Annotated in this window: 25 protein-coding genes; 11 read left to right on the top strand and 14 right to left on the bottom strand. The window is 66.5% G+C overall.

Features of this window, described 5'->3' with window-relative positions; all coding sequences use genetic code 11:
• Positions 1-47: 47 nt before the first annotated feature.
• Positions 48-1265 (bottom strand): MFS transporter, encoded by a 1218-nt coding sequence (locus tag AZH51_RS14425; protein WP_291525475.1) that lies wholly within the window; start codon positions 1263-1265, stop codon positions 48-50.
• A 34-nt stretch (positions 1266-1299) separates the two neighbouring features.
• Here AZH51_RS14425 and AZH51_RS14420 point away from each other — a divergent pair, with 34 nt between their 5' ends.
• From AZH51_RS14420 to AZH51_RS14410, 3 genes are all read left to right on the top strand, one after another.
• On the top strand, positions 1300-2442 hold the full coding sequence (locus tag AZH51_RS14420; protein ID WP_291525473.1) for an ROK family protein: 1143 nt from the start codon (positions 1300-1302) through the stop codon (positions 2440-2442).
• 7 nt (positions 2443-2449) lie between these two features.
• The gene (locus AZH51_RS14415; RefSeq protein ID WP_291525471.1) at positions 2450-2737 is read left to right on the top strand and encodes a GNAT family N-acetyltransferase; all 288 of its coding nucleotides are present in this window, start codon (positions 2450-2452) and stop codon (positions 2735-2737) included.
• Between the two features lie 113 nt (positions 2738-2850).
• The gene (locus tag AZH51_RS14410) at positions 2851-2997 is read left to right on the top strand and encodes a hypothetical protein (protein ID WP_291525469.1); all 147 of its coding nucleotides are present in this window, start codon (positions 2851-2853) and stop codon (positions 2995-2997) included.
• A gap of 4 nt (positions 2998-3001) precedes the next feature.
• Here the strand turns inward: AZH51_RS14410 and AZH51_RS14405 are convergent, their stop codons facing one another.
• The 4 genes from AZH51_RS14405 to AZH51_RS14390 are packed head-to-tail and all read right to left on the bottom strand — an operon-like array spanning position 3002 to position 7404.
• Entirely contained in the window at positions 3002-4510 is a 1509-nt protein-coding gene (locus AZH51_RS14405; RefSeq protein WP_291525467.1) for a glycoside hydrolase family 3 N-terminal domain-containing protein, read from the bottom strand.
• The gene (locus tag AZH51_RS14400; protein WP_291525465.1) at positions 4507-5334 is read right to left on the bottom strand and encodes a carbohydrate ABC transporter permease; all 828 of its coding nucleotides are present in this window, start codon (positions 5332-5334) and stop codon (positions 4507-4509) included. Before AZH51_RS14400 ends, AZH51_RS14405 begins: the two co-directional genes overlap by 4 nt.
• Complete coding sequence (locus AZH51_RS14395) at positions 5331-6245, bottom strand: carbohydrate ABC transporter permease (RefSeq protein ID WP_291525463.1); 915 nt, start codon at positions 6243-6245, stop codon at positions 5331-5333. The genes AZH51_RS14400 and AZH51_RS14395 overlap by 4 nt, the downstream gene beginning before the upstream one ends.
• A gap of 1 nt (position 6246) precedes the next feature.
• A complete protein-coding gene (locus AZH51_RS14390; protein WP_291525461.1) occupies positions 6247-7404 on the bottom strand; it encodes a sugar ABC transporter substrate-binding protein in 1158 nt (385 codons plus the stop codon).
• Between the two features lie 207 nt (positions 7405-7611).
• Here AZH51_RS14390 and AZH51_RS14385 point away from each other — a divergent pair, with 207 nt between their 5' ends.
• Positions 7612-8568 (top strand): serine hydrolase, encoded by a 957-nt coding sequence (locus tag AZH51_RS14385; RefSeq protein WP_291525459.1) that lies wholly within the window; start codon positions 7612-7614, stop codon positions 8566-8568.
• A 23-nt stretch (positions 8569-8591) separates the two neighbouring features.
• Complete coding sequence (locus AZH51_RS18760) at positions 8592-8885, top strand: serine hydrolase (protein ID WP_367188056.1); 294 nt, start codon at positions 8592-8594, stop codon at positions 8883-8885.
• 49 nt (positions 8886-8934) lie between these two features.
• On the opposite strand, the gene AZH51_RS14380 is transcribed toward AZH51_RS18760, so the two are convergent.
• The 3 genes from AZH51_RS14380 to AZH51_RS14370 all read right to left on the bottom strand — a co-directional run bounded on the left by AZH51_RS14380 (position 8935) and on the right by AZH51_RS14370 (position 13058).
• Positions 8935-10263, bottom strand: a complete 1329-nt coding sequence (locus tag AZH51_RS14380) for a sugar ABC transporter substrate-binding protein (protein ID WP_291525457.1) — start codon at positions 10261-10263, stop codon at positions 8935-8937.
• Positions 10264-10472: 209 nt separating this feature from the next.
• Positions 10473-11699 carry an acyl-CoA dehydrogenase family protein gene (locus tag AZH51_RS14375; RefSeq protein ID WP_291525456.1) on the bottom strand — a complete coding sequence of 409 codons (1227 nt, stop codon included), beginning with the start codon at positions 11697-11699 and terminating at the stop codon, positions 10473-10475.
• A gap of 27 nt (positions 11700-11726) precedes the next feature.
• Complete coding sequence (locus AZH51_RS14370) at positions 11727-13058, bottom strand: acyl-CoA dehydrogenase family protein (protein WP_291525454.1); 1332 nt, start codon at positions 13056-13058, stop codon at positions 11727-11729.
• 139 nt (positions 13059-13197) lie between these two features.
• Between AZH51_RS14370 and AZH51_RS14365 the strand changes: the two genes are divergently transcribed.
• On the top strand, positions 13198-13752 hold the full coding sequence (locus AZH51_RS14365) for a type II toxin-antitoxin system PemK/MazF family toxin (RefSeq protein WP_291525452.1): 555 nt from the start codon (positions 13198-13200) through the stop codon (positions 13750-13752).
• A 37-nt stretch (positions 13753-13789) separates the two neighbouring features.
• Here the strand turns inward: AZH51_RS14365 and AZH51_RS14360 are convergent, their stop codons facing one another.
• The 4 genes from AZH51_RS14360 to AZH51_RS14345 are packed head-to-tail and all read right to left on the bottom strand — an operon-like array spanning position 13790 to position 17260.
• Positions 13790-14743: a glycine betaine ABC transporter substrate-binding protein gene (locus AZH51_RS14360; RefSeq protein WP_291525450.1), complete on the bottom strand. Its 954-nt coding sequence runs from the start codon at positions 14741-14743 to the stop codon at positions 13790-13792.
• Positions 14740-15501: an ABC transporter permease gene (locus AZH51_RS14355; protein ID WP_291525448.1), complete on the bottom strand. Its 762-nt coding sequence runs from the start codon at positions 15499-15501 to the stop codon at positions 14740-14742. Before AZH51_RS14355 ends, AZH51_RS14360 begins: the two co-directional genes overlap by 4 nt.
• The gene (locus AZH51_RS14350) at positions 15498-16169 is read right to left on the bottom strand and encodes an ABC transporter permease (RefSeq protein WP_291525446.1); all 672 of its coding nucleotides are present in this window, start codon (positions 16167-16169) and stop codon (positions 15498-15500) included. Before AZH51_RS14350 ends, AZH51_RS14355 begins: the two co-directional genes overlap by 4 nt.
• Positions 16169-17260 carry an ABC transporter ATP-binding protein gene (locus AZH51_RS14345; RefSeq protein ID WP_291525444.1) on the bottom strand — a complete coding sequence of 364 codons (1092 nt, stop codon included), beginning with the start codon at positions 17258-17260 and terminating at the stop codon, positions 16169-16171. Before AZH51_RS14345 ends, AZH51_RS14350 begins: the two co-directional genes overlap by 1 nt.
• 60 nt (positions 17261-17320) lie before the next feature.
• Between AZH51_RS14345 and AZH51_RS14340 the strand changes: the two genes are divergently transcribed.
• Complete coding sequence (locus AZH51_RS14340; RefSeq protein WP_291525442.1) at positions 17321-18751, top strand: aromatic amino acid lyase; 1431 nt, start codon at positions 17321-17323, stop codon at positions 18749-18751.
• Between the two features lie 14 nt (positions 18752-18765).
• Here AZH51_RS14340 and AZH51_RS14335 read toward each other — a convergent pair whose 3' ends face one another.
• Entirely contained in the window at positions 18766-19422 is a 657-nt protein-coding gene (locus tag AZH51_RS14335; protein WP_291525440.1) for a hypothetical protein, read from the bottom strand.
• A gap of 186 nt (positions 19423-19608) precedes the next feature.
• A complete protein-coding gene (locus AZH51_RS14330; protein ID WP_291525438.1) occupies positions 19609-20262 on the bottom strand; it encodes a hypothetical protein in 654 nt (217 codons plus the stop codon).
• Positions 20263-20483: 221 nt separating this feature from the next.
• Here AZH51_RS14330 and lepA point away from each other — a divergent pair, with 221 nt between their 5' ends.
• The 4 genes from lepA to hemW are packed head-to-tail and all read left to right on the top strand — an operon-like array spanning position 20484 to position 24849.
• Positions 20484-22343: a translation elongation factor 4 gene (lepA, locus tag AZH51_RS14325; RefSeq protein WP_291525435.1), complete on the top strand. Its 1860-nt coding sequence runs from the start codon at positions 20484-20486 to the stop codon at positions 22341-22343.
• A 3-nt stretch (positions 22344-22346) separates the two neighbouring features.
• Positions 22347-23138, top strand: coding sequence for a tRNA (guanosine(46)-N7)-methyltransferase TrmB (gene trmB / locus AZH51_RS14320; protein ID WP_291525433.1), 792 nt, complete (start codon positions 22347-22349; stop codon positions 23136-23138).
• Complete coding sequence (locus tag AZH51_RS14315) at positions 23135-23629, top strand: hotdog fold domain-containing protein (RefSeq protein WP_291525431.1); 495 nt, start codon at positions 23135-23137, stop codon at positions 23627-23629. Before trmB ends, AZH51_RS14315 begins: the two co-directional genes overlap by 4 nt.
• Positions 23629-24849, top strand: a complete 1221-nt coding sequence (gene hemW, locus AZH51_RS14310) for a radical SAM family heme chaperone HemW (RefSeq protein ID WP_291525429.1) — start codon at positions 23629-23631, stop codon at positions 24847-24849. Before AZH51_RS14315 ends, hemW begins: the two co-directional genes overlap by 1 nt.
• The last annotated feature ends 3 nt before the right edge of the window (positions 24850-24852 follow it).

Here is a 24852-nt window from a genome sequence, read left to right as displayed (position 1 = left end):
ACCACTCAGTTGAAGACGGCGGGCACCGGGCGCGCCCCGGTGCGGGCTCAGTGCGCTGCGGCGTCGCCGTTCCCGCGAAAGGCGGCCGGTGCCGCCAGGGCCAGGAGGCCGACCGTGAGCAGGAGGGTGGCAGCTACCACCGGCAACCACCCGATACCCGCGTGCGCCAGGACGAAGCCTCCGACGACGGCGCCACCGGCGATCCCGACGTTGGCGGCGGAGTTGATCCAGGCACCCGCGACGTCAGCGCTGGCGACGCCCGCGCGCACCGCAAGCGACTGGAAGAGCGAGGGGATCGAGCCGAAGGACCCGGTCCACAAGGTGACGCCGATCAGCACCGGCACGAGCTCCGGGTAGCTCACCGCAACGATCAGAAGTCCGGCCGCCAGCAGGGCCGGGATCAGCCGGGCACTGCCCAGCGGTCGCCGGTCGAGGTGCTGGGCACCGATCCGCAACCCGATCAGACCCACCACGCCGAACACCAGCAGCACCGGCCCGACCCAGTCCTGGCGCAGTCCGGCGGAGTGCAGGAGCGAGGCGATGTAGGTGTAGGCGGTGTAGTGGCCCAGGAAGGCCAACCCGCAGGCGAGGATCACCACGATGAGCGGACGGGGGTCGCGACGTACGCGACGCTGCCCCACCGGCGGGGCGCCGCCCCCGGGCAGCCCCCGCCACGCCACGGCGGCGATCGCGAGCACCCCGACGGTGAGGATGGCAAAGGACGCGCGCCAACCCCAGGCGGTGCCGATGACTGTGCCGAGCGGTACGCCGAGCACGAAGCCGGCCGAACCACCGACCGACATCAGCGCCATCGCCTTGCCGGTGTGCGAGGGCGGTGCGAGGCGCGCGGCGTACCCGATGGAGATCGAGAAGAAGAGAGCGTGGGCGATGCCGCCCAATCCACGCGCGAGGGCCAGGACAGCGAATCCGCTTGCCGTGGCTGCCAATACGTTGCTGACCGCATAACCGATCAAGGTCGCCAACAACAACGGTTTGCGCGGCAGGCGTCGGGTCAGGATCGTCAACGGGACGGCCAGCACGGCGACCATCAGCGCGTAGACACCGACCAGCAGTCCCGCGTGCTCCTCGGCGATGCCGAGGGACGCAGCGATCTGCGGCAGCAGGCCGACGGGCAGCATCTCGGTGGTCAGCGCACCGAACGAGGCCAGCGACAGCGTCACCAGACCGATGCGGGCAGCGCGGAACGCCGCGTCACCGTCGGCGACGACCGAAGGCGACCGGTCGGCCGTGGTGGGTTGTTGCACTGACTCTCCTGGGGGCACCGGGTACTATTTTCTCGTGATCCGAGAATATTCGGCGACGACCGGCTCTGCCAAGTTGGCTGGGCCTGTCGCCACGGTGATTCCTCGCACAGTGCTACGCCGTTGGGAAGTCGGCGGCGAGGTCCTGCGTCTGTTGCACACCGCCCCCGGCGTCACCCGCTCCCTCGCCGTGGAGCAACTCGGAATCTCCAGCGCCAGTGCCAGCGACTTGTTCGACCGCCTGCGTCAGTACGACCTACTGACCGAAACCCCCGCTCCCGCAACGGGACCCGGCCGGCCCACCACCCTCCTGGCGGCCGCGCCGCAGGGCCCATTGATCGGCGTACTCGATCTGGCGGGGTCCACGTGGCAGATCCTGGTGGCCGACCTGGCCGGCGAGGTCACGCTCCTCGAGCAGGGCACGTACGCCGATGCGACCCCCGCCCGGTTCATCCCGCACCTGGCGCGCCGGCTGGGCAAGGCCCTGTCGCCGTACGCCGATCGCGTCCCGGTCGTGTCCGTCGCCGTGGCGGGCACGGTGACCGGCGACCGTCTCCTGCAGTTTGCGGGGGAGCAGCCGCAGCCGGCCGACCTGGCTCCGCTGCTGCGCGGGTTGCCACCGCACGCGTCGCTGCTGGTGGGCAACGACGCGACCCTGGGTGGCCTCGCCGAAGCGCGCACCGGCGCGGCGCGCGGTGCCAGCAGTTGCCTGCACCTGTTGCTGACCGGCGGGATCGGCGGGGTGATGGTCCTCGACGGCGCGCCCGTGCTCGGCGCGACGGGGGCCGCGGGGGAGTTCGGGCACCTGCCGTTCGGCGACCCGGCGCAGCAGTGTCCGTGCGGCGCGTTCGGCTGCTGGTCGCGACAGGTGGTCGTGGCAATGCTGGACCCGGGTGGCGAGGCGACCGCGGCACACGCGTTCGGTCGCGGCGTGGGTGCTTTGGTTAACGCACTCGATCCGCAGGTCGTGACCGTCGGCGGCCTTGCGCCAGGGTTGATGGCGGCGGATGCGACCTCCTTCGAGCGGGGGTACCAGGACGGGTTGATGGCCTTCCGTCGCAGCGATCCGCCGCCGGTGCTGGCCGCGCTGCACCAGGACGGGCCGGTTGCCGGCGCCGTCAGCCGGGCGATCGATGAACTGACCACCCCGGCGGTTCTGGAGCAGTGGGCCGCGCGATGATGGCCGCATGAGCAGCCCGATCCGAGTCATCGACAACCCCGACGAGTCGCGGTACGAGGGGTGGTCCGGTGACGCGATCGTGGGGCTCGCGGACTACTACCCGGCGGGCGAGGGCATCGTGTCCATCCCGCACACCGAGGTCGACCCCGCCCACCAGGGCCAGGGGATCGCGGGAGTGATCGTCCAGTTCGCGCTGGATGACCTGCGGGACAAGGGTTTTCGGGTCGTTCCCGCGTGCCCGTATGTGCAGCACTGGATCGATCAACACCCGGAGTACGCCGACCTGCTGGCCTGACGGCCCGGGTTTTGCCGGTGGGGCAGTACGGGCATATAATTTCGATATAGAAATGTTCGGACTGCAATTACTGTGGTCTGGATCACCGATCGGATCGTGAAAGAAGCACCAGCATGTCCCGCCTGACCCGCACCTTCGTCGCCCGCCGTGATGCCGCCCGCTCGATGCGCGCAGTGCGACGCGCGATCGACTCGGCGCCGAGCCAGGGTGCTCGTGACGACCTGATCTCGGCGTGGCAGCGTTCCGAACAGCGGCACTGACCCGCTAGCCGATTGGCTCCTCGAGGAGATCGGCGAGCGCGACCGCGGTCGGGATGCTGTGCCCGTGGGTTCGCACGACGCGCGGCCACTGTCGCGACCACGGCAACTGATCGTCACCCGCAGCGCACACCAGGATCGCCTCCGGATTGGCTGCGAGCGTGTCACTCACGATGTCGTCCTGGACGGGATCGACCCCGAGCGTGCCGGTGAGTACCAGGTCGACGGCGGGGGAATCGCGCACCACGCTGGCCGGTGCGGCGTCGTCGCCATGGCCCTCCGCTGACTGGCCACGCGCGAAGGCGCGGATGACCACGGAGCCGGGGTGTCGGCGTACGACCTCATTGAGCAGCACGTCGTTGAGAGCACCAGCGGCGATGTTTCGCGCGCGACGGGCGTCCAAGACGCGCAGCGGTCCGGCAGGAGCCTCGCACCGACCGCGCACGGTCAGCGCGGACGCGGCCCACCTGCGCTCCTGCTCGGCGGTCGCGCCGGGCCGAGGTTGATGGGCCCCTTCGACCCAATTGCGTAGCCGCGCTAGTCGACCGGCGGCCTCCTGCAGTCGCGTCGGGTCCAGGCGGCCGCTGTGTACAGCGGCGGTGATTGCCGAAACTGCTTCCTGCAGAATGCCTTCCGGGCCTGCGGGGCCACCGTTGAAGACGGCGTTCCCGAGGGCGATCACGTCGGCGCCCGCCTGCAGCGCGCGCACGCAGCCTTCGCCCATGCCCATTCCGTCCCGGATCGCCCGCATGTCCAGGGCATCGGTGACGATGACGCCCGGGAACCCGAGTCCCTCTCGCAACAGGGACAGCGCTGCGGGGCTGGTCGTCGCCGGCTGATCGGGATCGACGGTGGCGAAGACGATGTGCGCCGTCATGATCGCCTGCACGCCCGCCGAGATGGCTGCCCGGAACGGCACCAACTCGACCTGGTCCAACCGAGCCCGGTCGTGGTCGATACGCGGTAGCCCCAGGTGGGAGTCAACATCGGTATCACCGTGTCCGGGAAAGTGTTTCGCGCAACCGGCGACTCCCCGCGACTGCAGTCCATCGACGAAGGCCGCCACCTGTTCGCCAACCCGATCCGGCTCGGAACCAAAGGACCGGATCCCGATGACCGGGTTCAGCGGGTTGTTGTCGACGTCCGCGACCGGAGCGAAATCCAGATCGATGCCGGCGGCACGGACGTCCCGGCCGATCGCGGACGCGACGGCACTGGTGGCGTCCAGGTCGTCGAGGGCACCGAGGGCCGCGGCACCCAGGTGAGCGCTGCCATGGTGGGTGCCCAGGCGGCTGACGGTCCCGCCCTCTTCATCGACGGCGACGACGGACAGGCCACGGGTGTGTAGATCGTCTGAAAGCGCCCGGGTCGCAGCAGGATCGGGACTGATGTTGTGCCCGAAGTAGCAGACGCTTCCCAGGCCGTCATCAACCGCGGACTTCAGCCAGTCCGGCGCGATGCGCCCTTCGAAACCGGGCATCAGCACCGATAGGGCCAACCGGCGCAGCTCGTTCACTTGACAGACCCAGCCACCAGTCCGGCCCCCATGCGCTTCTGCGCGAGCACGAAGATGACCACGACCGGGATCGTCACGATGGTCGAGGCGGCCATCAGACCATTCCAGTCGTTGGTGTTCTGGCCGAAGAAGGACTGCAACCCGACGCCCACGGTGAGGCGGTCGTCGCGGGACAGGAAGGTCAGGGCGAAGGTGAACTCCTCCCAGGCCAGGACGAAGGAGAACGCTCCGGTCGCGATGAGGCCCGGGGTGACCAGCGGCAGCAGCACCGAGCGGAACATCCGCCACCAGCCGCAACCGTCCAGGTAGGCCGCTTCCTCCAATTCCACGGGCACGGCAGCAACGAACCCGCGCAGGTTCCAGATGGCGAACGGTAACGAGAAGGCGATGTAGACGACGGCCAGTCCGATGAGGGAGTTCAGCAGGTGCCACTGCTTCATCTGTAGGAAGAGCGGGATGACCAATGCTTCCGCGGGCAACATCTGCACGATCAGCACGAGCACGAGAACCGTTGTGCGGAAACGGAATCGGAAGCGGGCGATCGCCACCGAACCCAGCAGGGCCAGGAAGACCGATACGACAACCGTGATGACCGTGACGATCGCGGAGTTCATCAGATAGGTGCTGAAATGCCCTTTGGTCATCACGTCGGTGAAGTGCCGGAAGGTGAACGACGTCGGCAACAGGCTGTCCGCGCCGGAGGTATTGGTGTTGCTGACGGCCGTCGTGAGCATGAAGTAGATCGGGAACAGGGTGAACAACAGGAGGGCGACCGCTGCGGTGTACTTGCCGATCTTCATGGCCGGAGTGGAGTGGCTGTTCATTGCAGGTCGTCCTCCCGGAAGAGCAGTCGCAGGTAGACCAGGGTGATCGCCAGCAGCACCAGCGTGAGCAGCACCGCGATTGCTGACCCCAGGCCGTAGTTGGTCTGGTTGATACCGGTGATGTAGGACCACACGCCCATGTTGAGGACGTCGGGGTTGCTGCCGTCACCGCCGGGCATCAGGTAGATCTGCGCAAAGACCTTGAAGTTCCAGATGGTCGACAGAATCGTCACCACGGCGAAGACCGGTCGCAGGATCGGCAGCGTGATGCTGGTGAACCGTTTCCAGGCACTCGCACCGTCCAGCGCCGCTGCTTCGTACAGGTCCTCGGGGACGGTGAGCAGGCCGGCGTAGATGGTCAGCGCCACGAACGGGTAGCCGTGGTGGATCACGTTCAGGGCGGCGATGGCGTAGAAGCTGAGCCGGTCGAGGAACCAGTTGTAGCCCTCCGGGCCGAGCAGTCCGAGGCCTTGGAGCGCCTGACGCACAATGCCGGCGTCCGGATCGAAGATCCAGCGCCAGATGTAGGTCCCCGTCACTGCCGGGAGGGCCCAGGCGATCAGCATTGCGCCGATGATGACGCTGCGCCATTTCGGACCCAGCGCACGCAACAACAGCGCGACCAGCGTGCCCAACACCACCGTCCCCACGACGGTCACCACCGCGAAGACGACGGTGTTGGGCAGGATGATGCTCCACAGGTAGTTCGCCGGCAGCCCGGGGGAGCCCGAGAACACCTGTTTGTAGTTGTCCAGGCCGATCCACCGTGGGACCCCGGAGATGATCTCCTTCAGGCCGTACGCGTGGAACGACAGATAGATGACTCGGTAGATCGGATAGAGCAGCAGTGCCGCAATGACCAGCAGTGGCGCGGCCAGAAGCAGCCACGGGCGGCTAGCGGTACGGCGCATCTCAACTCTCGTTCAAGATGGCCGTCAGCTGCTGGTTGGCCGTAGTTGTCGCCTTGTCGACCGGGGTACCGGTGAGGATGGACTGCAGCATCTGCGGAATTATCTTCTTACCCTCTGCCGCACCCCATTGAGGTGCGCTCGGGAGGGCCCGGCCTTCGTCGAGCATGGCTTTGGCGAAGGGTGCGGTCAGCGAATTGGGATTGTTTGCAAAGCTCTCCAAGCCGGACTTGGTGCTAGGGAAGAAGCTGCTTTCCTCCGCGAACTGCTTGGCAAGTGCACCGGTGGTCATCAATTCGATCAGTTGCCAGTCGAGGTCCTGGTTCTTGCTTCTAGCCATCGTCGCCAGGTTGGACCCGCCAACGAGCGTCGGAGCGATTCCGCCGTCCTTGCCGGGAATCGCGAAGGCGCCAATCTTGTCCTTCAACGTCGGATCGGCTTCCACGGCGGCCTTGGGAGTCCAGTTGCCCTGGATGACCATGGCGGCTTTGCCCTTGGTGAAGGCGTCCAGCAGATCGGTTTCCTTCCACGTGGAGGCACCCGCGGTCGATGAGCCATCCTTGGTGGCCAGACCGGTGTAGAACGACAGGCCAGCGCGGGATGCAGCGCTATCCAGGTGTCCTGTCCACTTACTGCCACTTTGCGTCGCGAAGTCGCCGCCCGCTCCCCAGATGAAGGGGGCAGCAGCGTACTGCGAAGCACCCGCGATGGGCATGGCAGCCATGCCAGGCTCCTTCTGCTTCAGCGTTTTTACAGTGGCCTCGAGTTCGGCCCAGTTGGTCGGTACCTTGATGCCGTCCTTGGCGAAGATGTCCTTGCGGTAGACGATTCCGCGGGTACCGGCGTACCAGCCGACCCCGTACTGCTTTCCGTCGTAGGTGGCTGAATCCTTCAGAGCCTGCAGTTCCTGGTTTCCCAGCCCGGAGGACTGAATCTTGGCGGTGAGGTCGGCCAGCCCACCCGCTGATGCGAACTCCGGGTTCCAGGTCGCACCGATCTCCGCAACGTCCGGGCCGTCGCCGCTGGCGAAAGAGCGTACGAGTTTGTCGTGCGCATCTGCCCACTCAACCTCGGTGATGTTGACGGTTGCACCGGTTTTGCTCTTGAACGCACTCTTCAGCGCGTTGTAGTAGCCAGATGAGTCGGGGTTGGTCCCTTTCATGACCCACAGGTTCACTGTCTGCGCTCCACCAGAACCGTTGCTCGTAGCGGCGGGGTTCGACCCGTCATCGCCGCAGCCAGCGAGAATCAGGGACGCGGCAGCGATGCTCCCCACCAAGCAGGTCAGATTACGCGAGGTTTTGCGACGAGTAGGTCGGGACATGGTGTGCTCCAGATGCCGTGATGGGGACGCGAACGTTTCGAGTCTATGAAAATCCTACTCATCATGGGAGCATCGGACGGTAACAATTTTCAGAGCGTGAAGGCAGGTCGGATGCTCGGTCTCGGAACTGCTCTTCCAAGGCAGGTGGATCTTTCGCCGGCAGGCCTCGACCGGGTTGAGGCCGTCGTACGCGACTACGTCGATCGGGGTGAGGTTGCCGGAGCGGTGACTCTGACTGCGCGGCACGGACGGATCGCCAACGTGGGCGTGTACGGGATGAACGACCACCTCCAGCGACGCCGGATGCGTCGCGACACGATCTTCCGCATCTTCTCAATGACCAAACCTGTTACTGCTTTGGCGATGGCGATCCTCGCCGATCGAGGTATGTGGAAGCCGATGGAGCCAATCTCCACCTACCTGCCGGAATTGGCCGAGCGCGACGTGGCATTCGTAGATTCCTCTGGGCGTGTGAGTCGGGCAATGGCGCGACACCAGCCATTGATGATCGAGCTGCTCACACATACAGCAGGGTTTGCGTACGGAACCCAAACAGAGGATCCGGTCGACCGGATCTACCAGCAGGCGGGGGTTCTAGGTGCAGACGGTGCCGATGATCTTGTGACCCGCGTGGCGCATCTTCCGCTCGCCCAGCACCCAGGAGAAGGGTTTAGATACAGCATCTCAACTGACTTACAGGGAGCAATAGTTGAACGGCTCACTGGGCAGCGTCTCGATCGATTCATGAAGCGCGAGATCTTCTCGCCCCTCGGCATGAACTGCACTGGATTCTATGTGCCACCCGGTTATCGTGATCGTGTAGCCCAGATGTATCGGTTCCAAAGTGACCATTTAGTTCCTACGGAAAACCCATTGTTTAACGACTGGACCGAGAGGCCAGCCATCGCTTGGGGTGGAATGGGGCTGTATTCAACAGTTGACGACTATGCCGGTTCGCCCAACTGCTACTCAACAAAGGCAGTTGGCATGGGACTCGTATAGTTTCGGCTGAACAAGTGAGCATCATGATGACCAACCACCTGGCTGAGCACCTACTAGCCCAACCCTTTCGCGTCGGTCAGATGCGATTCGGGCCCGGGCTGGGATACGGATACAACGGTGCTGTAGTTATCGACCCAGATTCGGCCGGGCTCCCGGTAGGCACCGGCACCTATTTCTGGGATGGCGCGGCAGGCACCTGGTTTTGGGTAGACCCCGAGGCGGACCTTATGTACATCGGCCTCATTCAGTCGTTGTCCACACCGCCGCCACCTCTCCAGCGACTTACCCAGATTGCGATGGCCGGCGCGATTATCTAGCGCCCTGCGACGCAGGCTCTGCGTTCGAGAGCGCTCCAGCGTTCCTTGGTCAGTTAGCGTTGAGGGTTGCCGTGATCGCCTGGCTGGCCTTGGTCGTGGCGTCATCCACCGATGTACCGGTCAGGATCGACTGCAGCATCTGGGTGATCGTCTTGTTGCCCTCGACCTTGCCCCACTGCGGAGCGTTGGGGACGTTGCGGCCCGCCTCGAGCATGGCCTTCGCGAAGGGGGCCACCAAGGGATCGGTGCTGTTCGCGTACGGCTTGAGCGCGCTCTGGGTGCTGGGGAAGAAGCCGGTCTCGTCCGCCCACTGCTTGGCGAACTTATCGGAGGTCATCAGGTCGATCAGTTGCCAGTCGAGATCCTGGTTCTTGCTCTTGGCCATGACCGCCAGGTTGGAACCACCTAGGAAGGTCGGAGCGATGCCGCCGTCCTTACCGGGTACCGCGAAGGCGCCGATCTTGTCCTTCAGGGTCGGGTCGGCTTGGACGGCGGCCTTGGGAGTCCAGTTGCCCTGGATGACCATGGCGGCCTTGCCCTTGGTGAAGGCGTCCAGCAGATCGGTTTCCTTCCACGTCGAGGCGCCGGTCGTGGATGAGCCGTCCTTGGTCGCCAGACCGGTGTAGAAGGACAGCCCCGCGCGGGAGCCTGCGCTGTCCAGGGTGCCGGTCCATTTGCCGCCGCTCTCCGTTGCGAAATCACCGCCCGCTCCCCAGATGAAGGGGGCAGCGGCGTACGACGAGGCGCCCGCGATCGGCATAGGAGCCATGCCCGGCTCCTTCTGCTTCAGCGTTTTCACGGTGTCTTCGAGTTCGGCCCAGTTGGTCGGCACCTTGATGCCGTCCTTGGCGAAGATGTCCTTGCGGTAGACCACGCCGCGGGTACCGGCGTACCAGCCCACGCCGTACTGCTTGCCGTCATAGGTCGCCGAATCCTTGAGCGCCTGCAGCAGGTCATTGCCCTTACCCGAGGACGCGATCTTGCTGGACAGATCGGCCAGGCCACCGGCGGAGGCGAACTCCGGCGTCCAGGTCGTGCCGATCTCCGAAACGTCCGGGCCGTCACCACTGGCGAAAGACCGCACCAGTTTGTCGTGCGCGTCAGCCCACTCGACCTCCTGGATGTTCAACGTCGCACCCGTCTTGGCTTTGAAGTCGGTCTTCAAGGCGCTGTAGTACCCAGAGGCATCGGGGTTGGTGCCCTTCATCACCCACAGGCTGACCGACTTGCCACCGGAGTCGCCGCTGGCCCCTCCGGTGGATCCCGTGCTCGAGCCGTCGTCGCCGCAGCCGGCCAGGAACAGGCCGGCTACCGCGATCATGCCGACGGCGCTGAGCGTCGTACGCGTCCGGCGGGTGGTGCGAAGCTGAGGTGACATGGACGGTGCTCCTGCTCTGTTCCGGATGAGGTAGGCGGCGCGTCATGAACCCGCCGAGCACGAGCATACGAAAAGAACTGCCGGTGATGTGAAGATGAATGGCAAAAACTTTCGTGCCGTGTCTATTAGTCGCCACTCGTTGCGCGCGGGGACGTGAACGGCCCACTCCGGACATCCGGAGTGGGCCGTTCCAACGTTGCCGGTGGTGACTACTTGAGTTCGCTGGAAGACAACTCGAGCAGGCGGCGGGCAACCACCAACAATTGGATCTGCTGGGTTCCTTCGAAGATGTCCAGGATCTTGGAGTCGCGGGCCCACTTCTCCAGCAACTCGGTCTCGGCGTACCCGGTGGCCCCGCACAACTCGACGCACTTGAGGGAGACGTTGACGCAGGTACGGCCAGCTTTTGCCTTGGCCATCGAAGCTTCCATCGAGTTGGGCTGACCGTTGTCGGCCATCCACGCGGCCCGCAGGGCCAGTAGGTAGGCAGCCTCGAAGTCGGCTTCCATCTCGATCAGGCTGGCCGCGGCGTACGACTGGGTGGTGATCGGCGCGTCCAGGTCCGGCTTGACCCCGGCCTGCGCGAGCAGTTCAGTCGCCAGGTCCAGGGAGGCCCGGGTCAGGCCGACGGCCATCGCGGCCACGAGCGGCCGGGTGTTGTCGAAGGTCTGCATGGCACCGCCGAAGCCGCCCTCGGTCTTGATCTCCGGGTCACCCAGCAGGTCGGCGGCGGGCACCCGGCAGTCCTGCAGGCTGAACGCGGCGGTGTCGGAAGCGCGGATCCCCAGCTTGTGCTCCAGGCGAACCAGTTTCAGACCGGGGTTGGAGCGTTCGACCACGAAGGACTTGATCGCCTTCTTGCCCAGGCTGCGGTCTAGGGTCGCCCACACCACGACGAGTTCGGCGCGCTCTCCGGACGTCACGAAGATCTTCTCGCCGTTGAGCACGTACTCATCGCCGTCCTTGGTGGCGGTCGTGCGGATCGCCCCCGAGTCCGAGCCCACATCCGGCTCGGTGATCGCCATGGCCGCCCACCGACCGGCGTACCGTGCCTTCTGCTCATCGTTGGCGACGGCGGCGATCGCCGCGTTACCCAGACCCTGGCGGGGCAGGGAGAGCGTCAGGCCCACGTCGCCGCGGCAGGTTTCCATGATGGACAGCACCGAGGACAGGTTGGCGCCGTTCTTGGCGCTGCCGTCGTCGACCTTCTTCTCCTTGGCGGCGGCCTCCTTGGTCGCCCCGGTGGCGCCGGCGCCCTGGGCGGCGCCGCTGTCGGACATGCCGTCGATCAGCGCGGACATCAGGTCCAGTTCGACGGGGTAGTCGTGCTCCGCCAGGTCGTACTTGCGGCTGATCGGGCGGAAGACCTCATCGGCCATCGATCCGGCCTGCTTGACCAGCGGCACGAACTTCCGGGGGATCTCGAGATTGATCATGGTGTGCTCCTGAAAGTGGTGGGCCGGTCAGACGTAGAGGGTGCCCTCGAGGACACCGGTGGCGCGCAGGTCGCGGTACCACCGCTCGTTGTCGAATTCCTTGACGAAGCCGTGGCCGCCAAGCATCTGCACCGCGTTCGAGCCAACCTCGGTCAGGTGGCGGGTAGCGAGGGAGCGGGCGTGCGCGATCTGGGCGGAGGCATCCTTGCCGGCGTCCAGCAAGGACGCAGCGCGCAGCACGACCAGGCGCAGACCGTCGACCTCGATGGCGATGTTGGCGACGGTGAAGGCAACCGCTTGCCGGTAGGCGATCGGCTCACCGAACGCTTTGCGCTCCTTGGTGTAGGTCTTGAGCTGGTCCAGGACCGCGGTCCCGGTACCCACCGCGGCGGCGGCCCAGGCCAGACGGGCCCGGCGTACGGCGTCCGCGTGGTCCGCCTCGGTGCCCAGGACGTTGGTCGCGGGGACGGTGACGTCCTCAAGGACCAGTTGCCCGGTCCTGGCCGCCCGGATGCCCATCGCCGGGTTGTCGTCGTAGTGCAGACCCTCGGCGCCCGGCTCGACGATGATCAGGCGGGCAGCGCCGTCCAGCAACGCGGACACGATGAACAGGTCACTGCTGTCGGCGCCGGGGACCAGCGCCTTGGTGCCGTTGATCACCACGGAGTCGCCCTGGCGGACCGCGGTCGTCGCGGGTTTGGCCGGGTTGAAGAGCGGCTGCGGCTCCTGGATGGCCAGCGCGCCGACGGCCGGGTCCTTCTCGTCGGTGAACGGCGGCAGGAAGGTCGCCTGCTGCGCGGCGTCACCGTAGTTGGCGATGGCACCGGCGACGGCGGCGCTGGACATCAGCGCGACGGCCAGGCCCATGTCGCCGCGGGAAAGCTGCTCCAACACCAGCACGCCGGTGACGGCGGATGCTTCTTCGGCGATGCCGCCCAGTTCGGCGGGGACGCCCACCAGGGTCAGACCCATCTCAGCAGCCTGCGCCCGCACCTTGTCCGGCAGCGCCCGTTCGGTGTCGGCCTGGGCGGCGGCCGGCCGGATCACCTCATCGGCGATCTCCCGGGCGGCCTCGGCGATCATCGCCTGGTCCTCGGTGGGGTTCAGGTCGAAGACGGCCTTCGGCGTGCTCGGGGTGGCGCGTACCGGAGCGCCGGAGCCGGACTTCTTGGCGAAGGCCTTGCCCGCCACCGTCTGCGCCTTGAAGCCTTGCTTGGCGCTGGTGTAGAGGATTTTCTCCAAGCGCTTGCGCAGCGTGTCGTTCTTGATCGCATCCAGGCCACCGGCTCTGGTGAGCAGCCGCATGCCGTAGGCCTGTGCCTTGTCGGCGGGCGTCAGTTTGGTGTTCAGGATGCTCATGGCACGCCTTTCAAGAAGCAGGGAACGTGGCGGACGGTGCCCGGTACTCGGTCCGCACTTACGACAGCGTAACCGATAGTGGGTACGCGCGGTACTAGGAACATCGAGTTACAGGTAGTTAGCCCCTACCATCGGCGGTATGGCTTCCTCAGGTTGGCGATCGGTCTTCGAGTCCGTGATGTCCGCGGTCCGGACTGCGACGCAGAGCAGTGGGTCCTCCGCGACGCGCAGAAGTGGGTCCTCGGCAGATCGGCCCGGCAGTGTCCCCGCAGGCCAGAGGTCGAGCGACTACCCAGGGGATTTCAAGGGCATGCCGCCGATCAGTTACGCCCCGCACGCGGACAACCAGTTCGACCCCGGCGAGATCGTGTGGGCCTGGGTGCCCTTCGAGGAGGACTACAGCCAGGGCAAGGACCGCCCGGTCCTGCTGATCGGAACCGACGGACCGTGGCTCCTGGCGCTGCCGCTGACCAGCAAGGACCACGACCGCGACGCCGCCCAGGAACGCCGGGCCGGGCGGTTGTGGGTGGATATCGGCTCCGGGCCCTGGGACACCAGTGGTCGTCGCAGCGAGGTGCGGGTCAACCGGACGTTGCGGATCGACCCCGCCCGGGTACGTCGACAGGCATGTGCCCTGACCCAGGATCGGTTCGAGCAGGTCGAACAAGCGGTTCGGGCGGCCTACCGGTCGTAGGCCGCCCGAACGCGGTGGGGACTGAGCTGGACGTTGATCAGGAAGCCGCCTTGGCCAGGTCGGCGATCGAGGTCAAGTTGTACTTCTCGGCCGTCGCCTTGGTGACCACGATCGCGTCGGAGTCCTCTGCCGGCGAGGACTTGAGGGCTTCGAGGTTGCTGGGCAGCGCCTTGGCCAGCGCCGCGTCGACTTCCGCGGTGGTCGTCGCCGTGGCGTTCTTGTCGAGGTAGCTCAGTAGGGCGCCGTTGTACTCGGGGAACACGTCGATGGAACCGGACTTCAGCGCCGGGAAGTACTTCTCACGGCTGCCGATGTTCATCTTGGTGGAGATGTTGGCCCCCGCGGCCTTGAGGGCATCGGCGTAGATCCAGGCCAACACGACGTTCTCCGGGAAGTTGGCCGAGCCGACGGTCAGCGTCGCACCGGATGCCGCGTTGGCGGGGGTGCCCAGCGGGTGGTCGGCCAGCCACTGCTTGGCCACCACCTCGGGGTCCTTCTTGTCGTTCTGCACGGCGCCGACCAGGTTGCCCAGGTCCACGGTGGTCAGCTTGGTGGAGATCGCGTTCAGCACGTCCTTGACGCCCTGGGTGGCCTTGGCCTTGTTGACGATCGGCGTCACGTTCTGCGCGGCGAAGTTGGACTTCGGGTCGGTCAGGATGACGAAGTCGTTGGCCTTGATCGAGGGGTCGGTCGTGAAGAGGTTGGCTGCGTCGATCCGTCCGTTCTTCAGGGCCGTGACCGTGACCGGGCCGCCGGTGTCGGTGGTGATGAACTTGCTGAACGTCACGCCGTAGTGCTTGGTCAGCCCGGGCAGGCCGTCGGCGCGGGTCTGGAACTCGGCGGGGCCACCGAAGATCATCTGGGAGGCGATCGTGGCACCGCCGGTGCCGCCGGGGGAGGCCGAGTTGCCGGCGGCGCTGTCCTTGCCGCAGCCGGACAGCCCGAGTGCGAGTCCGGCGATGGTTGCAGCGGCGAGGGAACGTTTGATCATGACAACTCCAGGGCTAATTCGGCGGGGTCGTTCGACACCCTCTGGTCCGAGGCGCTCGACCGGCGGAAGCGGCCGGACACCCCGGGTGAAACTACATAACGTTGGATTATGGCAAGGACAATATCGGTCGCCAACGCTAGCCCAGCCACCAAGACACCACCACCGATCATCTGGGGGTAATCCTGCTGGGCCAGGCCGTCGTAGATGAACCGGCCGAGACCACCGAGTGTGACGTACGCCGCGATGGTCGCTGTCGCGATGACCTGCAGGGCCGCTGAGCGCAAGCCCGAGAACATCAACGGAAGGGCGTTGGGGACCTCGACCTTCCACAGCACCGACCGACTGGTCATCCCCATCCCGTAGGCCGCATCGCGCACGCTGTCGTCCACGTTGTCGATGCCGGAGTAGGTGCCGGCCAGCAACGGCGGGATGGCCAGGATGACCAGCACGATCAAGGTCGGGATCAGGAAGCCCGCCGACGTACGGCCGGTGAAGTGCGGCGCGATCATCACGACCAGCAGGATCAGCAACCCGACCGTGGGAATCGCGCGCAGCGCGTTGGCGGTGGTGACGATCCACTTCGCGCGGCCGGTGTGGCCGATCCACAGCCCCAGTGGCACAGCGATCAGGATTCCGAAGAACAATGCGATCAGGCAGTACCAGATGTGCGTCAGCAACTGGGTGCGGATGCCGGTGTAGGGGCCGATGTTGCGCCAATGGGCCGGGTCGTTCAGCCACTCCAGGACCTGGCCGATCATGCGGGCGCTCCGACGGAGGCGCCGGCCCGACGCCACGGGGTGAGCAGTCGGGTCGCGAGCACGACCAGCCCGTCCAGGACCAGCGCCAGCAGGATGCACAGCACCAGACCGAGCAGGATCGGCGGGTAGTACGGACCGTTCACCGACAGTTGGTAGCCCTGGTCGAACAACGATCCGAGGTTGGTCATGCCGATCGTGCCGGCAACGGCGACGATGCTCACGTTGGAGACGACCGCGACCCGGACCCCGGCGCTGATGACAGGTACGGCGACCGGCAGGTCCACGGCGAAGAACCGCCGCGGGCCGGTGTAGCCGATCGCGGTTGCGGCGTTGGTGGTCGTCTCGCTCACCGATCCCAGGCCGTCCGCAACCACCCGCACCAGCAACGCCACCGAGTAGATGGTCAGCGCGATCGGCACCTGCAGCGGCGTCAGCGGGTCCAGCCCGAGCAGCGGTGGGATCAGCACGAACAACGCGATCGAGGGGATCGTGTAGAGCAGGCCGGTCACCGTCATGATCGGGGGATAGGTGAACGAGTAGCGTCGCGCGATCCACCCCAGAGGCAGTGCCAGCAGCAGGCCGATCACGACGGGCACCGTGGACAGCCAGGTGTGTGCCCACAGTTCGTTCATCACTTCTGCGAAGTGATCCCGGAAGTAGGCGAACATCAGGCCGTCACCTCCGGTGCGTCAGCTCGTTCCGCCTCGATCCGCTCGATCACGGTCTCCAGGCGGAGGGTGCCGACGAAGCGACCGGCGTCGTCGACGACTACTCCGCGACCGGACGGTGACGACAGGCAGGCGTCCAGCGCACTGCGCAGCGAACCACCCTGTGTCGCAAGGGTTCCCCCTCGTCGCAGGACGTCCGGCGTGACCTGGCCACTCGTCGTACGTCGATCGATCCAGCCCTGGGGGGCGCTGTCCTGGTCGAGGACGAGCACCCAGTCCGCTCCCGACCCGACGTCCTGGCCCAGGCGCACGGTGGGTTCATCGGAGACGGGAAGGTCGGCGTCGGCGAAACCCAGCGCGCGGTACCCGCGGTCCCGACCCACGAAACCGGCAACGAACGCGTCGTCCGGCCGCGTCAGCAACTCATGCGGGGACGCCAGCTGGGCCAACTTCCCACCCACACGCAACACCGCGATCTGGTCGCCGAGCTTGATGGCTTCGTCGATGTCGTGGGTGACGAAGACGATGGTCTTGCCCAACTCGCCCTGCAGGCGCAGGAACTCATCCTGCAACTGGTCACGCACCACCGGGTCGACGGCGGAGAACGGTTCGTCCATCAGCATGACCGGCGGATCAGCCGCCAGGGCTCGCGCGACGCCCACCCGCTGCTGCTGGCCACCGGACAGCTGGGCGGGGTAGCGCTTGGCGAACTCGGGGGACAGGCCCACCCGCTCCATCAACTCCACCGCCCGGGTCCGCGCCTCGCGCCGGCTGACGCCGTTGAGCATCGGCACCGTGGCGATGTTGTCCACGACGGTGCGGTGCGGGAACAGCCCGGCGTGCTGGATCACGTAGCCGATCCCGCGCCGCAACTTGGCTGCTGGCAGCGAGGCCGTGTCCTGGTCGTCGATCAGGACCGTGCCGGACGTCGGGGTGATCATCCGGTTGATCATTCGCAGGCTGGTCGTCTTCCCGCATCCGGACGGACCGACGAGCACGGTGATCTTCCCCGTGGGCGCGGTCAGGTCCAGATGGTCGACCGCGGTGGTCCCGTCGTCGTACTTCTTGGTCACTGCCTCGAAGCGGATCATGGCTGGCAGTCTTGCGTATTGAGCAGACACTTCGCCGCCAGACCAACGAAAGGGGTGGAGATGCGCACCCTCGTCCCGGGTGAGCTCGACCTGCCCGGTGTCGCTGCGATCGCACGGCGGGAGGCGAGGTTGGAGCTCGCCGACGCCGATCGTGTGGCGATCCAGCATGCCCACGACGAAGCGGATCGGATCAGCGCGCAGCGCCCCGTCTACGGCCGCACGACGGGTGTCGGGGCGCAGCGCATCGCTGCGGTCGCAGACGACGAGTCGCAACTGCGCCGCATTCTCACCTCGCACGCCACGACCAGTGGCGCGCCCCGCTCTCGCGAGCGGGTCCGGGCGTTGCTGGCCATCCGGATCGCCCAATGTGCCGGTGGTCACGGTGGTGTCCCGCTGGACGTGGTGACCCGATTGGTGCAGGCCCTGTCGGACGACGATCTGCCCGTCATCCATGAAGGTACGGCGATCGGCACCGGCGATCTGGCGGTGTTCGCCGAGATCGGGGTCTGGTTGCTCGCCGACCGGCCCGGCCTTCTGCAGGCGGGTGATGCACTGCCGCTGATCTCCAGCAACGCTGCGTCGCTGGCGGACGCGGCGTTGGGACTGGAGCAGATCAAGGAACTGAGTGACGCCTGGCTGGCCGTCTGCGCGCTCAGTGCCCGCGCCACCCGTGCGAACCCGGAGGCGTTCAGTCCGCACGCAGCAGCGGCCGCACCGTACCGGGGAGTCTCGGTGGTCTGCGAGGTGCTCACCGCGCTGTGGCCCCGTGGCCGGCGGGGTGCCCGGATCCAGGACTCCTATTCCTTACGGACGGTGCCGCACGTGCACGGGCTGCTACTCGATGAATTGGACTACGCGACGTTCGTGGTCCAGCAGGCGATCCGCACCGGCAGCGAGAATCCGTTGTTCGCCGACGGGACGGTGGTGCACCACGGCGGCTTCTACACCAACTATCTGCGGGCGGCGCTGCGTGCTGTGGCGAACGCGCTCGCCGACGCCGCGCGGGCGGCGACCGCTCGGATCTCGGCGATGGGCCAGCCGGCGGTGACCGGGCGTTCGGTGTTCCTGACGGATGGCACTCCCGGGGCCAGCGGCACGATGCCCCTGGAGTTCCTCGCCGCGACGGCCGCGGCTCAGGTGGCGGGGTGGGATGCGGCGTACGGCGCCCTCTCGGTGCCGCTGTCGGCGGGCGTCGAGGAGTTCGCTCCTTACACCAGCCAACTGGCCGCAGCCATGCTGTCGGGGATCACTGATCTCCGGACTTTGATCGGCGCTGAATTAGTTACTGCTGCAAGGGCGCTCGCCGATGCAGCAGATTGGCCGGACTGGCCGGAGCTGGAACCGTTGCGCATAGTTGCGGACGACCGGCATGATCGCGACCTGACTACGGATGTCGTTGCGGCCACGGGATGTCTGGCACCGCTCGCAGCGCGCATTACCGACATGCGAACGGCGGGGGGGGGGGGGGCGTCCGCCCCCACCCCGCCGTAGCGGGCGGAACTGACTCAGGCGGCAGCGCCCAAGGCGATGCTGACGTCGTTGCCCGGGCCGCTCGCGATGGCGTTCAGGAGCGGGGTGAGCAGCAGACCACAGTTGGCGAACGCCGGGATATCCAACGTGCCCTTGAGGTTGATCGGGCCAAAGATGTCGGAGGCCCCTTCGTCATCCAAGCCGATGGGTGCCGTCAGGTTCAGGGACGCCGGCTTGCTGCTGATGCAGGTGTTCGGGACCAGGTTGATCTCCTTGATGCCGATCGGCTCGACGCGCTGGATCTGGATCTTCAGCTTCTGGGTGACCGCGAGGGTCCCGGTGCCGTCGGGGTTGAAGGTGACCCCACCGGTGGCCGGGCCGTCGGGCAGGATCGCGACCTGCATGGTGACCAGTCGCACCACGCCACCGAGGTCGATGCTGCCGCGGGCGGTGCCCGGGGTGATGGTGGAGCTCACCGCGAACGTGTTGGCGTCGACCTTCGTCACCTCGGTGGTCGGGAAGACCAGGTCCTGGTTCAGCGTTTTGAGGTGGGTGGTGATGGTGCCGGTGTGCTTCAGCGTCAGCGTGGCAGCGTCGGCACCGGGCGAGAACGCCACGGCCGAGGCGACGGCGGCAACCGCGCCGGCGCCGACGACGGCTGCCCGGCGTCCGGTCAGGGTGGTACGAGCCATGGGGGAACTCCTTCGTTCGAGGCTTAGTTACGGGTCAGTAACTCGCTTTCGCACCATATGTGATGGCGATCACGTTTACAACCGAATCGCGGATCCTGCTGCCCCGATCCTGGGTGGCCTCGTGCCGGGCGCGGGTCGCATGGATCTGGCCCGGGCCCGGCACTAGGTCGGAGTGCTCAAAAGCGACTAGGCAGCGGCACCCAACGCAACGGTCACGTCATTGCCGGGACCGGAGGCGATGGAGCTGACCAGGCCGTCGAGTCCGTTGCAGTTGGTGAACTTGGGGATGTTCAACGTGCCCTTGAGGGTCAGCGGGCCGAAGATGTCCGTGGCACCATCCTCGTCGAGGCCGATGGGGGCAGTCAGCTGCAGGTTGGTCGTGGTGGCCGTCTTGCAGTTGGTCCCGACCAGGTTGACGTTCCAACCGAACGGCAGGACCTGCTTGACCTGGACGTTCAGCGGCTGGTTGATCGTCAGGGTGCCGGTGCCGGAGCCGTCGGGGTTGAAGGTGACCGCGCCGGTGGCCGGGCCGGTGGGCTGGATGGAGATCCAGAACTTGGCCAGGTTCAGGCCGACCGGCTTGAACCAGGCGCTCCCATCGCTCGGGGTGATGGTAGAGGAGACGGCGAAGGTGTTGGCGTCGATCTTCGTCACCTCGGAGGTCTGGAAGACGATGTCCTGGTTCTGGGAGGCCAGGTGGGTGGTGATGGTGCCGGTGTGCTTCAGCGTCAGCGTGGCAGCGTCGGCGCCGGGCGAGAACGCCACGGCCGAGGCGACGGCGGCAACCGCGCCGGCGCCGACGACGGCTGCCCGGCGTCCGGTCAGGGTGGTACGAGCCATGAGGGAGAACTCCTTCGGTCGAAAGCTTAGTTACGGATTGGTAACCAGCCTTCGCACCATATGTGACGTCGGTCACCTCTCACAAGGGTTGTTCGAAACTGTTGGTGGTGACGTCGGCGGGTCGAGACGGTCGCGCCGTCCGGCGCACCCGGTGTGTACTCCGGCGTGGATCAGGCATGGGACGATGGAGCCTTACTGACCGAGTCGTCCCGAGGTGTTTGTTGTCCCCGTCCGCCCGTCACTCTCTTCCTCCCGCGGCGACGCCGCCGGAGGCGATCCGGAACTTCTGCATCATCGCCCACATCGACCACGGCAAGTCGACGCTTGCGGACCGGATGCTGCAACTGACCGGTGTCGTGGACGACCGGGCCATGCGCGCCCAGTACCTCGACCGGATGGACATTGAGCGGGAGCGCGGGATCACCATCAAGAGCCAGGCCGTCCGGATGCCCTGGGAAGTGGCCGGATCGACGTACTGCCTGAACATGATCGACACTCCGGGACACGTCGACTTCACCTACGAGGTCTCCCGATCCCTGGCCGCGTGTGAGGGCGCTGTCCTGCTGGTCGACGCCGCCCAAGGGATCGAAGCCCAGACCCTGGCCAACCTCTACCTGGCCATGGAGAACGACCTGGCGATCATCCCGGTGCTGAACAAGATCGACCTGCCCGCCGCGCAGCCGGAGAAGTACGCCGAGGAGTTGGCGGGTCTGATCGGTTGCGAGCCCAGCGACTGCCTGCAGGTGTCCGGCAAGACCGGTGTGGGCGTCGAGGCTCTGCTGGACCAGATCGTGGCGGATATCCCTGCGCCGCAGGGCGATCCGAACGCTCCGGCTCGGGCGATGATCTTTGACTCGGTCTACGACAGTTACCGCGGCGTGGTCACCTACGTCCGGGTTGTCGACGGCGCGCTCACCCCGCGTGAGCGCATCGCGATGATGTCGACCAAGGCCACGCACGAGCTGCTGGAGATCGGCGTGATTTCTCCGGAGCCGGTGCCGTCCAAGGGCCTGGGGGTCGGCGAGGTCGGCTACCTGATCACCGGTGTGAAGGACGTGCGTCAGTCGCGGGTCGGTGACACGGTGACCAATGCTGCCAAGCCTGCGACCGAGGCACTCGGTGGCTATCGCGACCCCAAGCCGATGGTCTTCTCCGGCCTCTACCCGATCGATGGCTCGGACTACCCACTGCTGCGCGACGCGTTGGACAAGCTGAAACTCAACGACGCTGCCCTGGTCTACGAGCCCGAGACCAGTGCCGCGCTCGGTTTCGGGTTCCGGGTCGGCTTCCTGGGCATGCTGCACCTGGAGATCGTCCGCGAGCGGCTCGAGCGCGAGTTCGACCTCGACCTGATCTCGACGCTGCCCAGCGTGGTCTACGAGGTGAAACTGGACGACGGCACCACGGTCACGGTGACCAACCCCAGCGAGTTCCCCGACGGGAAAATCGCCTCCATCACCGAACCCATCGTCCGGGCGACCATCCTGGCCCCGGCTGAGTTCATCGGCACGATCATGGAGTTGTGCCAGTCGCGGCGCGGAACGCTGCGCGGGATGGACTACCTGTCACCCGAACGCGTGGAGATGCGCTACACCCTCCCGCTGGCGGAGATCGTCTTCGACTTCTTCGATGCGCTGAAGTCGCGGACCAAGGGCTATGCGTCGCTGGACTACGAGAACGACGGATCGCAGGAGGCCGACCTGGTGAAGGTCGACGTGCTGCTGCAGGGCGACACCGTCGATGCGTTCAGCACGATCGTGCACCGGGACAAGGCCTATTCCTACGGCGTCATGATGGCCAACAAACTGAAGGACCTGATCCCGCGCCAGCAGTTCGAGGTGCCGATCCAGGCGGCCATCGGTGCCCGGGTGATCGCCCGCGAGACCATCCGAGCCATCCGCAAGGACGTGCTGGCCAAGTGCTACGGCGGTGACATCACCCGCAAGCGCAAACTTCTGGAGAAGCAGAAGGAGGGCAAGAAGCGGATGAAGATGGTCGGCTCCGTGGAGGTGCCCCAGGAAGCGTTCATCGCGGCCCTGTCCCAGGACGGTGGATCGGCCGGCGACAAGGCCAAGAAGTAGCCGATGCCGGGTCAACCGCAGGTTGAGTCGCACCCGCCGGCGCCGACTCGTTCGTACACCCGCCGTGGTGGCCGGATGCCGCAGCGCCACCATCGCGCGCTCGAAAACCATTCGGCCACCTATCTTCTCGACGTACCCATGGACGGTACGACGGTCGCTGACGATGTGCAGTTCGACCCGGTGGCCGCCTTTGGACGGGTTGCTCCGCTGGTAGTGGAGATCGGTGGGGGCGCCGGGGACTGCATCGTCGCAGCGGCGGCCGGTGATCCGGATCGCGACTACCTCGGGATCGAGGTCTGGCGTCCGGGCCTGGCCCAGACCATCGCGAAGGCAGCGCACGGAGGCGTCCGCAATCTGCGGCTCCTGCCTGCCGACGCGTTGCCCGCCGTGCGCGACTTCCTGCCGGAGGCCAGCGCCCAGGAGGTGTGGACGTTCTTCCCCGACCCGTGGCCGAAGACCAAACATCACAAGCGACGGCTGGTCCAGCCGGAGTTCACGACCGTCGTCGCGGCGGCCCTGGTCGACGGTGGCAGCTGGCGGCTGGCCAGTGACTGGACCGACTATGCCTGGCAGATCCGGGACGTCGTGGAAGCAGACCCGGCGTTCGAGAATGTGTATCCGGGTCGACTCGCCGATCCCGGCGACGCCGAGGTCGACCCCCGCGGCGACCACGGCGGGTTCGCGCCCCGCTTCGAGGGGCGAGGGATGACCCGGTTCGAGCGCAAGGGCCTGAAGGGGGATCGCATCATCCGCGATCTCCACGTACGTCGCATCCCACGAGAGGGAACCCAGTGACCGCCACCTATCACGCCTACCAGAAGGTCGCGGCGAAACCGTTTGGTCGGCAGCTCTTTTCGCTGGTCTACATGGTGAAGGCGCCGTACTTCTCGACGGTCCGGCCGCAGATCCGGCAGATGTCCCCGCATCGCGCCGAGGTCACGATCAAGAAGCGCTGGCGGGTGCAGAACCACATCGGCACCGTGCACGCCATCGCGGTGGCCAACGGGATGGAGGCGGCGATGGGTTTGCTCGCCGAGGCCACGGTCGCTCCCGGGATGCGCTGGCTGCCGCGCGGCATCGAACTCGAATACCTGGCCAAGACCGCCGGTGACGTCACCTGCGTGGCCGAGACAGCGCCGGAGGATTGGGCGAAGGAACCTCCGTTCGATGTCTCGGTGCGGGTGAGCGGCACCTTGGCCGATGGGACCGAGGTCGTCCGCGGTGTCATCCCGATCTATGTCTCGGCGCTCAAGCAGGCGCCCGTGAAAGTCGCCCAGCTCGCCTGATGCCGACACTGCCCGACGGCGAGCCGGTACCGGCCGACGGCTCGCTGCCCACCGAAGCGCTCGAGACCCTGTCCCAGCGCACCTTCGGGATCTACCTGCACGTGCCGTTCTGCTCGGTGCGGTGTGGGTACTGCGACTTCAACACCTACACGCTGGGTGAGTTGGGTCCGGGGGCCTCGATCTCGTCGTACGCCGATTCAGCCCTTTCCGAGATCCGGCTAGCTGGCCGCGTGCTGGGCCAAACACCCTCGGTGTCAACGGTATTCGTCGGCGGTGGCACGCCGACGATGCTCTCGTCGGGTGACCTGGTGCGGCTGCTGGATGGTGTGCGCGAGCAGTTCGGTCTCGCCGATGACGTCGAGGTGACGACCGAGGCCAACCCGGACTCGGTGACGCCACGGAGTCTGCAGGAGTTGGCCGACGGCGGCTTCACCCGGGTGAGTCTCGGGATGCAGTCCGCCGTGCCACAGGTCCTGGCGACGCTGGATCGCACCCATGACCCGGAAGGCGTCGGGCGGGCAGTGGCTGCCGCCAGGGACGCAGGTCTTCAGGTCAGTCTCGACCTCATCTACGGCACGCCGGGGGAGTCGTTGGCCGACTGGCGCACGAGCCTGCAGACAGCGGTCGACCTGGCGCCCGATCACCTCAGCGCCTATGCGCTGACTGTGGAAGACGGAACGGCTCTTGCTCGCAAAGTCCGCCGCGGCGAACTGCCGATGCCGACCGGTGACGATGAGGCCGATAAGTACGAACTGGCCGAATCAGTGCTCGCGGCAGCGGGTTTCGGTTGGTACGAGATCAGCAACTGGTCCCGCTCGGTGGCGACGCGGTGCCGTCACAACGAGGCGTACTGGTCCGGCGGGAACTGGTGGGGTATCGGTCCGGGCGCCCACAGTCACGTTGGCGGGGTGCGCTGGTGGAACGTCAAACACCCGGCTCGCTACGCGGCCGGACTTGCTGACGGACGCAGCCCGGGGGCGGCCCGCGAGATTCTCGACGAGCCGCAACAGGAGCACGAACGGATCCTGCTCGGCATCCGTCGGGTCGACGGACTGGCCCTGGACTCTCTTGATCCGACGGCGCGTTCGGCAGTCGCAGAGTTGATCTCGGACGGGCTGGTGGTGCCCGGTCCGGCGCTCCGGAGACCAGGGCGGGTGGTCCTCACCGTTCGCGGTCGCCTGCTCGCCGACACCGTCGTGCGCCGCCTCCTGGGATGGTGAGCC

Origin of the sequence: Branchiibius sp. NY16-3462-2, from assembly GCF_001594145.1 — a bacterium.
Lineage (GTDB): Bacteria > Actinomycetota > Actinomycetes > Actinomycetales > Dermatophilaceae > Branchiibius.
This window is presented reverse-complemented; position numbering and strand designations above follow the sequence as displayed.